Genomic DNA, 14483 nt, shown 5'->3' with positions numbered 1-14483 from the left:
ATGGATGCCACACCACGTTCGGACGTCTCGGCCGTCTCCGCCCTCGGCGAGCCGGTCCGCAGGCAGGTGTACGACCACGTGCGCACGCAGCCGTCCCCGGTCAGCCGCGACGACGTCGCCGAAGCGCTGGGTCTCGCCCGCTCGACGTCCGCGTTCCATCTCGAGAAACTGGCCGACGAGGGACTGCTGGCGGTCGAGTTCGCGCGGCGCGGCGGGCGCTCGGGACCGGGCGCGGGAAGGCCCGCCAAGCTGTACCGGCGGTCCGACCGCGAGTTCGCGGTGCACCTCCCCGAACGCACGTACGCGCTCGCCGGCGAGCTGTTCGCGCAGGCGATCGAAGACGCCGCCGCGACCGGCGCCTCTCCGCGCGACGCCCTGTCCGCGCGGGCGCACGACTTCGGTCGCGGCCTCGGCGCCGACCTCGGCTGCTCGGAGGACGACCTGGTTGCGGCGCTCGCGGACTGCGGTTACGAACCGCGGAGCAGCGACGGGACCATCGTGCTGGTCAACTGCCCGTTCCATGCGCTCGCCCGGCAGCACACCGACATGGTGTGCGGGATGAACCTCGCACTGCTGTCCGGGCTGCTCGACGGCGCGGGCTGCGAGGACCGCCACGCGACTCTGGCCCCGGCCGAGGGGTACTGCTGCGTGCGGATCGACTCCCCAGGTGAGTGACAAAGTGTCCCCCGGGACGCTTCGCCACTCACCTGGAGTGGTCGCTCACCTGGGATTGGTGCCGACGACGACGGTGGCGCCCACGTCTTCGGACGTCTCGATCCGGGTGGTGAGCCCGGCCTCCGCGAACGCCGCGGCGGTGAGCGGGGCCTGACTCGCGCTGGTCTCGATCAGCAGGTGACCGCCCGGCGCGAGCCAGTCGCGCGCCCCGGCGGTGACGCGCCGCTGGACGTCGAGTCCGTCGGCGCCGCCGTCGAGTGAGACCCGCGGTTCGTGGAACCGGGCCTCCGGCGGCATCAACCTGATCGCATCGGTCGGCACATAGGGGGCGTTGGCGACCAGTACGTCGATGCGTCCCCTCAGCGCGGTCGGCAACGGTGCGTACAGGTCGCCCTCGAACACCCGGGCCGGTTCGACGAGGTTGCGCCGCGCACACCGGACCGCGGCGGGGTCGATGTCGACCGCATACAACTCGATGCCGTCGAGAGTGTCGGAAAGCGCGGCGCCCACCGCCCCCGAACCGCAGCACAGGTCGACCACGACCGCGTGCGGGCACGCGAGGGCGGCGGCCTGCTCGACGAGGAACGCGGTGCGGCGCCGCGGCACGAACACCCGCGGATCGACCTCGATCCGGAGCCCGCAGAATTCGGCCCAGCCGAGGACGTGTTCGAGGGGGACGCCCGCGACGCGGCGGTCCAGCATCGAGGCGAGTTCGTCCGACGTGCGGGCGGCGGAGACGATCAGGCGCGCCTCGTCCTCGGCGAACACACAGCCGGCGGCGCGAAGCCTCGTGACGAGGACGAATTCGAGGGACGGGGAGAGAGACACTGGCATGGGAGAGCCTTTCGGAATGCCGATGGGCGCTCTCCCGGTCACCTTATGTCGGTACGACCGCGCGGTCGCGAAGTGAGAGCACCCGACCTGAACGAACGGACACGGTTCTCACCTCCTCGATACGGATCCTGCTGGGAGTCGCAACACTACCGACAGCGGTGGTCGCCGGGAAGCCGAACAGCCGGAATCGGCATACACCGGAGCGACGCTGGGTATCCCCTTGGCGTGCCGAGCTGACCAGGTAGATCGGTCGTCGGCGCGAAGCTCAGACCGCTCCATCCGCATCGTGTCGGCGGATACAATCGAGGTTTCCGCGCTACGTACGGCGGATCTCGGATAGGACCTCGTATGGCCGATCAGGCGAAGCTCCTCGACTATCTGAAACGAGTCACCGCGGACCTCTATCAGGCGCGGGAGAAGCTCCGTGAGGTCGAGGGCGTGAGCCGCGAACCGATCGCCGTCATCGGCATGGGCTGCCGGTTCCCCGGCGGTGTGCGTTCGCCGCGGGACCTGTGGCGGCTGGTCGAGTCGGGGTCCGACACCGTCGCCGGTTTCCCCGAGGACCGCGGCTGGGGCCTGGCGGATCTCTACGACCCGAAGGCCGAGCAGGCCGGCAAGACGTACACGGTGCAGGGCAGTTTCCTCGACGACCCCGCCGGGTTCGACCCCGAGGTCTTCGGCATCTCGCCGCGCGAGGCATTGGCGATGGACCCGCAGCAACGGCTTCTCCTGGAGACGAGCTGGGAGACGTTCGAGCACGCCGGCATCGACCCGCGGTCGGTGCACGGCCGGCAGGTCGGCGTCTTCACCGGGCTGTCCGGCATCGACTACGCGGCGCGGGCGGGCGGCATGCCGCCCGAGGATCTGGAGGGGTACTTCATCACCGGCAACGCGATGAGCGTCGCGTCCGGGCGGGTGGCCTACAGCTTCGGACTGAACGGTCCCGCGATCACGGTGGACACGGCGTGCTCGTCGTCGTTGGTGTCCATCCATCTCGCCATGCAGGCGCTACGCAGCGGCGAATGCGAACTGGCGCTGGCGGGCGGGGCTACGGTCATGGCGACCCCCGCGGTGTTCGTGGAGTTCAGCCGTCAGCGCGGACTGGCTCGCGACGGGCGGTGCAAGGCGTTCTCGGCCGCAGCGGACGGCACGGCGTGGGGTGAGGGCGCGGGGATGGTCGCGCTGGAACGGCTGTCCGACGCCGAACGCAAGGGTCGCCGGATCCTGGCCGTCATCCGGGGCAGCGCGGTGAACCAGGACGGCGCCAGCAACGGACTGACCGCGCCGAACCGGCAGGCGCAGGAGCGGGTGATCGCGCAGGCACTGGCGAATGCGGGGCTCGGACCCGGCGACGTCGACGTGGTCGAGGCGCACGGCACGGGCACGAAACTGGGTGACCCGATCGAGGCGTCCGCCCTCCTCGCCGGTTACGGCCGCGAGCGCCCCGCCGACCGGCCGTTGTGGCTCGGCTCGGTGAAGTCGAATCTCGGACACACCCAGGCTGCCGCGGGCGTCGCCGGGGTGATCAAGATGATCATGGCGATGCGGAACGGCGTCCTGCCGAAGACCCTGCACGTCGACCGGCCGACCCCGCACGTCGACTGGTCCGCCGGGGCGGTGTCGCTGCTCACCGAGAATCGGGAGTGGCCGGAATCCGACCGTCCCCGCCGGGCCGCGGTCTCGTCGTTCGGCATCAGCGGCACCAACGCCCACGTCGTGCTGGAGGAGGCGCCGCCGGTCGAGCCTTCGGACGCCGAACCGCCGCGTCCCCCTGACGAAGTCGTCGCCTGGTTCGTGTCGGGACACACCGAACCCGCACTGCGCGCCCAGGCCGAGCGGTTACGCGAATACGTCAGCGGCCACCCCGACCTGACACCCGCCGCGGTGGCCGGCGCCCTACTCGGTTCCCGCGCCACGTTCGACCACCGCGCCGCCGTGATCGGCGCACAACCCCACGCGCTGTTGAACGGCCTCGACGCCCTCAGCCGCGGCGCGCCCAGCGCCGACGTGGTCACCGGCGTGGCGCTGGAGGCCGGCGACCGGCCGGTGTTCGTCTTCCCCGGCCAGGGTTCGCAGTGGGTGGGCATGGCCACCGAACTGCTGGACACGTCACCGGTTTTCGCGGACACCGTGCGGGAATGCGCCGAAGCGCTGGCTCCGTACACGAACTTTTCACTGCTGGACGTGCTGCGCGACCGTGATCCCGCCGCGCTCGACCGGGTCGACGTGGTGCAACCGGCGCTGTTCGCGATGATGGTCGGGCTCACCGGGCTGTGGCGATCGCACGGCGTCGAACCCGCGGCGGTGGTCGGGCATTCACAGGGCGAGATCGCGGCCGCGTATGTCGCGGGGGCGCTGAGCCTGTCCGACGCGGCGCTCGTCGTGGCGGCCCGTAGCCGGGTGATCGGCGCGTCGGCCAAGCGGGGCGGCGGGATGGCGTCGGTGACGCTGCCCGCCGACCTCGTGCGGGAGAAGATTCAGCCCTGGGCCGGGGCCGTCGAGGTGGCGGCGATCAACGGTCCGTCCGCGACGGTGATATCAGGCCCCGTCGACGCCCTCGACCTGCTGATCGCACAGTTGCAGGGCGACGGTGTCCAAGCCAGGCGGATCGCGGTGGAATACGCGTCGCACTGTGCAGACGTGTCGGTGCTGCGGGAGCCGATTCTCGACGTCCTCGCGTCGATCACCCCACGCCGGTCGCGGATTCCGTTCTACTCGTCGGTGACCGGTGGCGTACTGGACGGCACCGCGCTGGACGCCGACTACTGGTACCGGAATCTGCGACGGACGGTCCGGTTCGAGCAGGCGACGAGATCGCTGGCCGCGGACGGGTACCGGTTGTTCGTCGAGTCGTGCAGCCACCCCGTCCTCACGGTGGCGTTGCAGGAAACCCTCGACGCGGCGGGCGTCGCCGGCCGCGCCGTCGGCACCATCCGCCGCGACCGCGCGGGGCTCCGGCAGTTCACCGCCGCGCTCGCCGAGGCGCAAGTCCACGGACTGCACGTCGAGTGGGACCGGGTTGGCTGGGCTCGGCACGACGACCGGCAGCAGTGGGTGGACCTCCCCACGTACGCCTTCCAGCATCGCCGCTACTGGCTGGAGAGCCCGGTCCCGCAGGGCGATTTCGCGTCCACCGGCATGGAGGCGGGCGGGCACCCGATGCTCGCCGCGTCGGTCGAACTCGGTGACGGTCGGGGCGCCGTGTTCACGGGACTGCTGTCGCCGCAACGCCTTCCCTGGCTGAGCGATCACGGCGTCGAGGGCACGGTCATCCTGCCGGGCACGGCTTTCGTGGAACTCGCCCTGCACGCGGGGAACCGCGTCGGGTGCGGGCGACTCGAGGAACTCGCCATCGAGGCGCCCCTGGTGATTCCCGCCGAGGGTGAGGTGGCGTTGCAGGTGAGCGTGCTCGCCGACGGCGAGGCGGGCCGTTCCACGGTGTCGGTGCACTCCCGGCCCGCGGATGCCGCGCCGGACACGCCGTGGACCCGGCACGCCACCGGCACGCTCACGGTGGCCGTGGACACCGCCGACGCCCTCGAACAGCAGTGGCCGCCCGCGGAGGCCACGCCGATCGACGTCCGCGGCCTGTACGACGTGCTCGACGACGCCGGCTACGAATACGGCCCGGCCTTCCGCGGTCTGAAGGCGGCGTGGCGCCGCGGCGACGACCTGTACGGCGAGGTGCGGCTGAGCGGGGAGGACCCGGCCGCCGCGGTCGCGGGGTACGGGATCCATCCGGCGGTGCTCGACGCGGCGCTGCACCTGATTGCGCTCGGAGCCGCGGACACCGGCATCCGGCTGCCGTTCGCCTGGGACAGGGTGCAACTGCACGCCGTGGGCGCCACCGCGCTGCGCGTACACGTCACCACGACCGGACCCGAGCGTTACCGGGTCTCCGCGTACGACGCGGCAGGCCGACCGGTGTTGACCGCCGAATCGCTGGCCCTGCGGCCGCTCGGTGAGGCGGGTGCGCCTGCCGCCCGGGTCCGCGACAGCCTCTACCGCGTGGAGTGGATGCCGGTGGGTGCGTCGAGCGCTTCTCCGGCGGATCTGATGCCGCTCGACGAGGCGCTCGCGGGCGGTGACCCCGACGGTCGCGTGCTGTGGCTCGACCGCGCACCGGGCGACGAGGCGGACGTACCGGCCCGGTCGCACGCCGCCGCGGAGTCGACGCTGCGGGCGGTCCGGGCCTGGCTCGGCGACGATCGGCTGGCCGAGACCCGCCTGCTGGTCACGACGCGCCTCGCGGTGGCGGTCCGCGACGACGAATCGGTCGACGACGTGTCCGCGGCGCCCGCGTGGGGGCTGATCGGCGCGGTGCAGAACGAGCATCCGGACCGCATCACCCTGGTGGATCTGGACGCGGCGGCCGGTGAACTCTCCGATCCCGCGCTGCTGTCGATGGCGCTGGCCTGCAACGAACCTCAACTGGCCGTCCGGGACGGGGTGCTGCTGGCGCCGATGCTCGCCGCGGTGACCCCCGCGACGGCCGCGCCCGACGAGGGTCCCGCCACGTTCGGCCCGGACGGCACCGTCCTGATCACCGGCGGCACCGGCACCATCGGCAGGCTGATCGCCCGGCACCTCGTCGCGCAGCACGGGGTGCGGCGGCTCGTGCTGACCGGCAGGCGCGTGCTCGACGCCGAGGCCGCGGACGAACTGCGGGCCGAGTTCGCCGAGTCGGGAACGGAGGTCGACGCTGTCGCCTGCGACGTGGCCGACCGCGACGCGGTGGCCGCGCTGCTCGCCGGCATTCCCGACCTGTCCGGCGTGATCCACGCAGCCGGCGTGCTCGAGGATGCCACCGCCGCCACCCTGAGCGCTGAGCAGTTGCACGCGGTTCTGCGCCCGAAGGTGGACGGCGGCTGGCATCTGCACGACCTCACGCGGGACCGCGACCTGTCCGCGTTCGTGCTGTTCTCCTCGGCGGCGGGCGTGCTCGGCGGCGCGGGACAGGCGAACTACGCAGCGGCGAACGTCTTCCTCGACGCGCTCGCACAGCACCGCCGTGCCCGCGGGCTGCCCGCGACGTCGATGGCCTGGGGGCTGTGGGACCGGCCCAGCGGGATGACGTCACATCTGAATGCGGCCGACCTGGACCGGTTGCAGCGCAACGGCATCGACACCATCAGCCCGGAGGCGGGGCTGGCGCTGTTCGACGCCGCACTCGCCGTGAACCGGCCGTTGATCGTGCCGGTCCGGCTGTCGACGCGAGCCTCCCGATCCGAGGGCGAGTCGCTGCCGCCGATACTGCGCCGAGTGCTCGGGGTCCGTCGTCGCCGCGCCGCTGCCGCCGATTCCCCGACCGGACTGGCCGAGGAGTTGCGGGCCCTGGACCCCGGGGAGCGCCACAGCCGCGTGCTCGACATCGTCACCACCCACGTGGCGGCCGTGCTGGGTCACGAAGGCAAGGAGGCGATCGACCCGGAACGTGCCTTCAAGCAACTCGGTTTCGACTCGCTGACCGCGGTGCAACTGCGCAATCAGCTGGCGACCGCCACCGGTGTGCGTCTGGCGGCGACGGTGGTGTTCGACCATCCCACCGCGGACGCGCTCACCCAGGAACTGGTGGCCCGCCTGCTCGGGGACGACACGGCTCCGCAGCCGGCAGGCCCGGCGCGGGCCCGGCGGGACGACGACCCGATCGTGATCGTCGGGATGGCGTGCCGCTACCCGGGCAAGGTGTACAGCCCGGAGGACCTGTGGCGACTCGTCCGCGACGGCCACAACGCGGTGGGCGAATATCCGCACAACCGGGGCTGGAATCTCGACGAGGTCTACGACCCCGACCCGAACCGGCCCGGCACCACGTACATGAGGGAGGGCGGGTTCCTCTACGACGCAGACGAATTCGACGCCGCGTTCTTCGGCATCAGCCCGCGCGAGGCGATCGCGATGGACCCGCAGCACCGGCTGCTCCTCGAAAGCGCGTGGGAAGCCCTGGAACAGGCCGGGATCCAGCCGACCGCGCCCGGGCTCACCGACACCGGTGTGTTCGTCGGGCTGATGGGCGGCGACTACGGCTTCCACCTGATGACCCAGCGCAACGTCGACGCCGAGGGTTATCTGATGACCGGCACCAGCAACAGCGTCGCGTCCGGCCGGATCTCCTACACGCTCGGCTTCACCGGCCCCGCGGTCACGGTGGACACGGCGTGCTCGTCGTCGCTGGTGGCCATGCATCTCGCGGCGCGCGCCCTGCGCGACGGTGAATGCACGCTGGCGCTCGCCGGCGGGGCGACGGTGATGGCCACACCCGGTGTGCTGGTGGAGTTCAGCCGCCAGCGCGGGCTCGCCTCGGACGGACGCTGCAAGCCGTTCTCCGACCGGGCCGACGGCACCGGCCTCAGCGAAGGCGCGGGAATGGTGGTGCTGGAACGGCTCAGCGACGCCCGCCGCAACGGGCACCGGGTGCTGGCGATCGTCCGTGGATCCGCGGTCAACCAGGACGGGGCGTCCAACGGATTGACCGCCCCGAACGGACCGTCCCAGGAACGCGTCATCCGCCAGGCGCTGGCCGACGCCGCGCTCGGCCCCACCGACATCGACGCCGTCGAGGCACACGGCACCGGCACCACGCTCGGCGACCCGATCGAGGCGCAGGCACTGCTCGCCGCGTACGGGCAGGGCCGGGAGGGCCGTCCGCTGTGGCTCGGTTCCGTCAAGTCGAACATCGGCCATTCGCAGGCGGCGGCGGGCGTCGCCGGCGTGATCAAGATGGTGATGGCGATGCGGCACGGGGTGCTGCCCCCGAGCCTGCACGGCGACGTCCCCACCCGGCATGTCGATTGGACCGCGGGCGAGGTGTCGCTGCTCGGTGAAGCGGTGGCCTGGCCGGAAACCGGGCGGCCCCGGCGGGCGGCCGTCTCGTCGTTCGGGATCAGCGGCACCAATTCGCACATGATCCTCGAACAGCCACCCGAGGACGCGGCACCGGAGGTCTCGCCGCCGTCGGCGTCGCCACTGGTGTGGGTGCTCTCCGGAAAGACCGGAGACGCTTTGCGCGCGCAGGCAACCCGGTTGGCGGAATTCCTCGACACGAACGAGACCGAACTCCCGGACCCGGCCGACCTCGCCTACTCGCTGGCCACCACCCGATCCGGTTTCACGCACCGCGCCGCGGTGATCGGGGAAACGCTGGACGACCTGCGCGACGGACTCGCCCGCATCGTCACGGAGCGTCCCGGCGGCAACGTCGTCACGGGGACGAGCGCCCGCGGCAAGACGGCGTTCATGTTCACCGGCCAGGGCGCGCAGCGCATCGGGATGGGCCGCGGCCTCTACGACGCCTACCCCGTGTTCGCGACGGCACTGGACGAGGTCTGCTCCGTCCTCGACGAGCATGTCGAAACCCCGGTACGGCAGGTGATCTGGGACGAGGACGACGGCGCGAAACTCGACAGCACCGAATACACCCAGCCGGCCCTGTTCGCGATCGAGGTCGCGCTGTACCGGCTGCTGCGGGAGTGGGGCATCACCCCCGACTACCTCATCGGCCATTCGATCGGCGAGATCACCGCGGCCCACGTCGCGGGCGTGTTCAGCCTGCCCGATGCGGCCGCCCTGGTCGGCGACCGCGGACGGTTGATGCAGTCCACCAAACCGGGTCGGATGATCGCCGTCCGGGCACGCGAGGAGGACATCCTGCCGCGGATCGATGGTCGTGTCGATCTCGCGGCCGTCAACGGCGCCGAATCCGTGGTTCTCGCCGGCGGCGAACGCGACGTGCACGCCGTCGCCGCCGAACTGTCCGCCGCCGGACTGAAGACCACGAGCCTGCGGGTGGAGCGGGCCTTCCACTCGACCCTGATGGATCCGATCCTCGACCAGTTCACCGCCGTCCTGTCGAAACTGTCGGCGCAGCAACCGAAGATCCCGGTCGTCTCCAACGTCACCGGACGCGTCGCCACCGCCGAGGAACTCGTGTCGCCGGACTACTGGACCCGGCACATCCGGCACACGGTGCGGTTCCACGACGGCGTGCGCGCCCTCGACGAACTCGGCGTCACCCGCCTCGTCGAGGTCGGTCCCGGCGCAACCCTGGCGGCACTCGCCGCCGAGGTCGTGCCGAACACGATCGCCACGCTTCCCGGGACCGACGACGAGGCGCACGGGATCATCGCGGCGGTCGCCGCCGCCTACGTGCAGGGCGCACCGGTCGACTGGGATCGGGTGCTGCCCGGCCGGCGCCGGGTAGCCTTGCCCACGTACGCATTCCAGCGCCGCTCCTACTGGCCGACGGCATCGGTCCGGAACACCGGCGATCCCACCGAACTGGGGCTGACCCCGTCCGATCATCCGCTGCTCGGTGCCGCGGTGACCCTCGACGACGACGCGACCCTGTTCACCGGACAACTGTCGCTACACCGGGACCCCTGGCTCGTGCCACCGTCGGTCGACGACGGCGACTCCCCGTCGGCGAGCGAGGCACAGACGGTGCTGCCCGCGGTGCCGGTCGAACTCGCGTTGCACGCGGCCCACCACGTCGGCCTCGACCACATCGACGAACTCACCCTGCACCACCCGCTCGTCCTCTCGACGTCGGGGCTGGCCTCGATCCGCGTCCTCGTGTCGCCGCCGGACACCACCGGGGCACGCACCGTCACCGTGTCGTCGAAGTCGGGCGACACCGACAGCCCGGACAGCTGGGTTCGGAACGCGTCGGCGGAAATCGACGACGTCGTCGGCTCGTCCGACGCAGTGCCGCAACAGGATCCGGGTGACACCGAAACCGAGGTGCGGCTCGGGGACGGTGTCGACGCGAGCGGGTTCGGCATCCACCCGGTGCTGCTGCAGGCCGCGATCGAACCCCTCCTCGGGTGGGACGGCTGGCCGCAGACCTGGTCGGGGATCCGTCTGCACAGCGTCGGTGCGGACGCGGTGACCGCCCGGTTCACACCCGGCGACGACGGATGGCATCGCATCACCGCCGTCGACCCCGCCGGTGAGCAGGTGCTGACCGTCGAGGCGCTGCGCGTGGCGCAGCGGACGGTCGACGGGGGCCGTCCGGCGCCGCTGCGACTGCACCGGACCGCCTGGATCCGAGTGGAGGCCGCGCCGTCCGGGCCGCGCGGACCGGTGGTCGTTCTCGGCTCCGACGGATTCGGCGACCCGGGTATCGGTTCGACGTTCCCGGGGTGTCCCGACCTGGAGTCGTTGCGGACCGCGATGGAATCCGGGCCGGACGAAGACGACCGGCGTCCGTGGACGGTGGTCGTCGGGTGCGCGACCGACGGCGACCACGGTCCGGACGCGACCCACGAACTGTGCGCGCGGGTGCTGCGACTGCTGCAGGACTGGCAGGACGACGAGACGTTCGCCGACAACCCGCTCGTGATCGTGACCCGCAACGCCATGGTCACCGACGACGGGCAGGACCACGACGCCCGTCCCGACCTCGCCGCCGCGGCGGTGTGGGGCCTGGTGGGCTCCGCGCAGAACGAGAACCCGGACCGGTTCGTGCTGATCGACCTCGACGACGCGTCGGACGCCGAGGCCGCGATCACGTCGGCACTGGCGAGCGGGGAACCGCAGGTGGCGGCCCGGAACGGCACGCTGTGCGCACCGCGGTTGCGGCGCATGCCCGCCGTCGACGAGCCGACGACGTTCGATCCCGGCGGCACCGTGCTCGTCACCGGCGGCACCGGGACGGTCGGGTCTCTGGTCGCCCACCACCTGGTGACCGAGCACGGAGCCCGGCATCTGTTGCTGACCAGCAGGCGCGGACCCGGCGCCGAGGGCAGCGACCGGTTGCGCCGCGAACTGAGCGATCTGGGTGCCGAGGTGAGCATCGTCGCCTGCGACGCCGCGGACGAGTCGGCGGTCGCCGGGTTGCTGGCGGGGATACCGTCCGAGCATCCCCTGACAGCGGTGATCCACGCGGCAGGCGTGATCGACGACGGCACCCTGGCGTCGCTGACACCCGAGCGACTCGACACGGTCCTGCGGCCGAAGGTCGACGCGGCCTGGAACCTGCACCGACTGACCGCGGACAGCGACCTGCGGGCGTTCGTCGTGTTCTCCTCGCTCGCCGGCGTCCTCGGCGCTCCCGGGCAGGCGAACTACGCGGCCGCGAACATGTTCCTCGACGCCCTCGCCCATCACCGGCACGCGCTCGGGCTGCCCGGGCTCTCCATCGCATGGGGTATGTGGGCGACCCCGAGCGCCATGACCGACAACCTCGGTGCCATCGACCTCGCCCGCGCCCGCCTCAGTGGGATGGTGCCGATGCCCGCAGCGGACGGCCTCGCCCTGTTCGACAGCGCGCTGGCCGCCGGTGCCCCCACCGTCGCCGCCGCGCGGTTCGACCACTCCGGTTCGGCCGCACCGTACGTTCCCCCGCCGCTGCGGGGCCTGATCCGGGAGTCGCGCCCGCACGCCGCCGGATCGGACTCGGTCGTGACCGGACCGAACGGGTCGGGGCCGTCGGACTGGTCGCAGCGACTCGCCGACCTGTCGATCCCCGAGCAGCGGCACCTGATGCTCGACCTGGTGCGGGGCGGGGCCGCCACCGTGCTCGGCTACGACGCGTCGGACTCGGTGGACCCCGACCAGGCGTTCAAGGAACTCGGCTTCGATTCACTCGCGGCCGTCGCGCTCCGCAACCATCTCGGTGCCGCCACGGGACTGCGGTTGCCGCCGACCATGGTGTTCGACCACCCGAGCCCGCGGGCCGTCGCCGAGTTCCTGCGCTCGGAACTCGTCCCGGATCCGATGTCGGTGGCGCTCGCCGACGTCGACCGGCTACGCGCCACCATCGCCGAACTCGGCGACGACGCCGAGGCGCGGTCGGCCATCGCGCAACGCCTCGGAAGCCTCCTCGCCGAGGTCGGAACGTCCGACGACGCGCATGCCGCCGCGGTCGACAAGATTCACGCCGCGACGAGTGAGGAGATCCTGGACCTGATCGACCGCGGTCTCTGACCGGGAACAGCGTGGGTGATCGCCGCCGGGAACACCGGCCCCGCAGGCGATACGATCGTCGCCGTCACAGGCCTCGAAAGGAATCACACGCCCCATGCGCCGCACCCTTGCTCTGACCGCCCTCACCGTCTGCTCCGCGGCACTCCTCACCGCCTGCGGTGGTGGCGACACCGACACCGCAGCATCCGAGACCACGTCCGCCTCGGCGTCCGTGGCGGCGCGGACGACCGCCGCCACAGCCCCCGGCAGCCGAGTCTTCGCGGTCGCCGACGACCCGCAGACGGCCGCCGACTATCTGGCCTACCTGCGCGCGAACAACCAGACCGTCACCGACGACGATCTGGCGGTCCATCAGGCCGGCGAGATCTGCACCGCCCTCGACGCGGGCAAGCCGCTCGACCAGGTGCGTGAGGAGTGGACGCCGATGCTCACCAACGACGGCGTCTACCCGTACATCATCGGCGCGATCACGCGGTACTGCCCGGACCACGAGAACGTCCTCAACTAGGCGCTTCGCGCCCGTGCGCCTTTCTGGTTGCTGCAGCTACCAGAAAGGCGCACGGGGAATTTATTTCCCCCGCGGGTGTTACACAGCATGAAGTAGTTGAACAATCAATTACCTGAGTACGAGGAGACACCCCATGCCAGCCGTGACGGTCGACAACATCCTTGCCCTGCCGCGTATCGACGCACCTGCTCCCGGCGCCGTCGACCGCCCGGTCCGTTCGCTCACCACCGCACCCGTCGGGTACGAGGGTGAAGGCTTCCCGGTGCGCCGCGCGTTCGCCGGCATCGACCTGTCGGCCCTCGACCCGTTCATCCACATGGACCAGATGGGCGAGGTCGACTACGCACCCGGTGAACCCAAGGGCACACCGTGGCATCCGCACCGCGGCTTCGAGACCGTCACCTACATGATCGACGGCATCATGGAGCACCAGGATTCCAACGGCGGCGGCGGCACCATCGGTGGCGGCGACACCCAGTGGATGACCGCGGGTGGCGGCATCTTGCACATCGAGACCCCGCCCGAGCACCTGGTGACGAGCGGCGGCCTGTTCCACGGCGTCCAGTTGTGGGTGAACCTGCCGCGCGACAACAAGATGGCCGCACCCCGCTACCAGGACATCACCGGAGCGAAGGTGGCCCTGCTGTCCTCGCCCGACGGCGGCGCCCTCGTTCGCGTCATCGCCGGTGACGTGGACGGTCACCACGGTCCCGGGTCCACCTACACGCCGATCAGCCTCGTCCACGCGACGGTCGCGCCGGGTGCGAGCCTGACGCTGCCGTGGAACCCCGAGTTCAACGCGCTCGCCTACGTCCTCGCGGGCGACGGACTCGTCGGCTCCGAGCGCCGGCCGATCCGCATGGGCCAGACCGCCGTCTTCGGGCGCGGTGACACCCTGACGATCGCCGCGGCGGACACGCAGGATTCGCGGACCAAGTCGTTCGAGGTGTTCATCCTCGGCGGCAAGCCGATCCGCGAGCCCGTCGCGATGGCCGGACCGTTCGTCATGAACACCAAGGCCGAGGTGCTGCAGGCGTTCGAGGACTTCCAGGCCGGCCGCCTGGGTTCCGTTCCCGCAGCGCACGAAACGCTCGCCTGACGGGTACGTGAGTGGCAAAGCGTGCGGGAGCACACTTTGCCACTCACGTGCCGGAAGTCCCAGCGCGACAGCCCGATCGGAAGCAACCGCTCAGGGGCGCCGGATCTTCGCGTCGATGCGGTGGATGCGCAGGTCGTGCGACGGGATCCGGAACGTCTCGACCACCCGGACCGTCGCGAGGGTGCGGCCGAGGAGTCCGGCGTCGAGGAGGTAGTCGACGGTGACGTCGTCGCCGTCGACCGTCCACACGCAGTCGCGGATCGACCGGATCACCCGGTACTGCGGACCGCCGGACAGGCTTCGGCGCAGGTGATTTCCGGAGAACGCCGTCTTCAGCCCCATCTCGTATCGCACGGCCCGGGGTTCGATGGGCACCGAGTTGCCGTCGTGGCTGAGCAACGCGTCCAGGTAGGCCCGGGCGACATCGACCTGTGTGTTCAT

The 14483-nt window shown here is 71.4% G+C and carries 6 protein-coding genes; 4 read left to right on the top strand and 2 right to left on the bottom strand.

Annotated features, from left to right (window positions below; translation table 11 throughout):
- A complete protein-coding gene (locus tag CA951_RS12820) occupies positions 1-675 on the top strand; it encodes a metalloregulator ArsR/SmtB family transcription factor (protein WP_087557201.1) in 675 nt (224 codons plus the stop codon).
- Between the two features lie 45 nt (positions 676-720).
- Here the strand turns inward: CA951_RS12820 and CA951_RS12815 are convergent, their stop codons facing one another.
- Entirely contained in the window at positions 721-1509 is a 789-nt protein-coding gene (locus CA951_RS12815; RefSeq protein WP_087557200.1) for a putative protein N(5)-glutamine methyltransferase, read from the bottom strand.
- Between the two features lie 348 nt (positions 1510-1857).
- On the opposite strand from CA951_RS12815, the gene CA951_RS12810 reads away from it, so the two are divergent.
- From CA951_RS12810 to CA951_RS12800, 3 genes are all read left to right on the top strand, one after another.
- Complete coding sequence (locus CA951_RS12810) at positions 1858-12435, top strand: type I polyketide synthase (protein ID WP_087557199.1); 10578 nt, start codon at positions 1858-1860, stop codon at positions 12433-12435.
- A 94-nt stretch (positions 12436-12529) separates the two neighbouring features.
- Entirely contained in the window at positions 12530-12943 is a 414-nt protein-coding gene (locus CA951_RS12805) for a DUF732 domain-containing protein (protein ID WP_072938179.1), read from the top strand.
- Between the two features lie 133 nt (positions 12944-13076).
- On the top strand, positions 13077-14042 hold the full coding sequence (locus CA951_RS12800) for a pirin family protein (protein ID WP_087557198.1): 966 nt from the start codon (positions 13077-13079) through the stop codon (positions 14040-14042).
- Positions 14043-14132: 90 nt separating this feature from the next.
- Here the strand turns inward: CA951_RS12800 and CA951_RS12795 are convergent, their stop codons facing one another.
- The gene (locus CA951_RS12795; protein WP_087557197.1) at positions 14133-14483 is read right to left on the bottom strand and encodes a hypothetical protein; all 351 of its coding nucleotides are present in this window, start codon (positions 14481-14483) and stop codon (positions 14133-14135) included.

It is taken from the genome of Rhodococcus sp. NCIMB 12038, from assembly GCF_002165735.1.
GTDB lineage: Bacteria > Actinomycetota > Actinomycetes > Mycobacteriales > Mycobacteriaceae > Rhodococcus_F.
The sequence above is the reverse complement of the archived record's forward strand: the minus strand, read 5'-3'. Positions and strand labels throughout refer to the sequence as shown.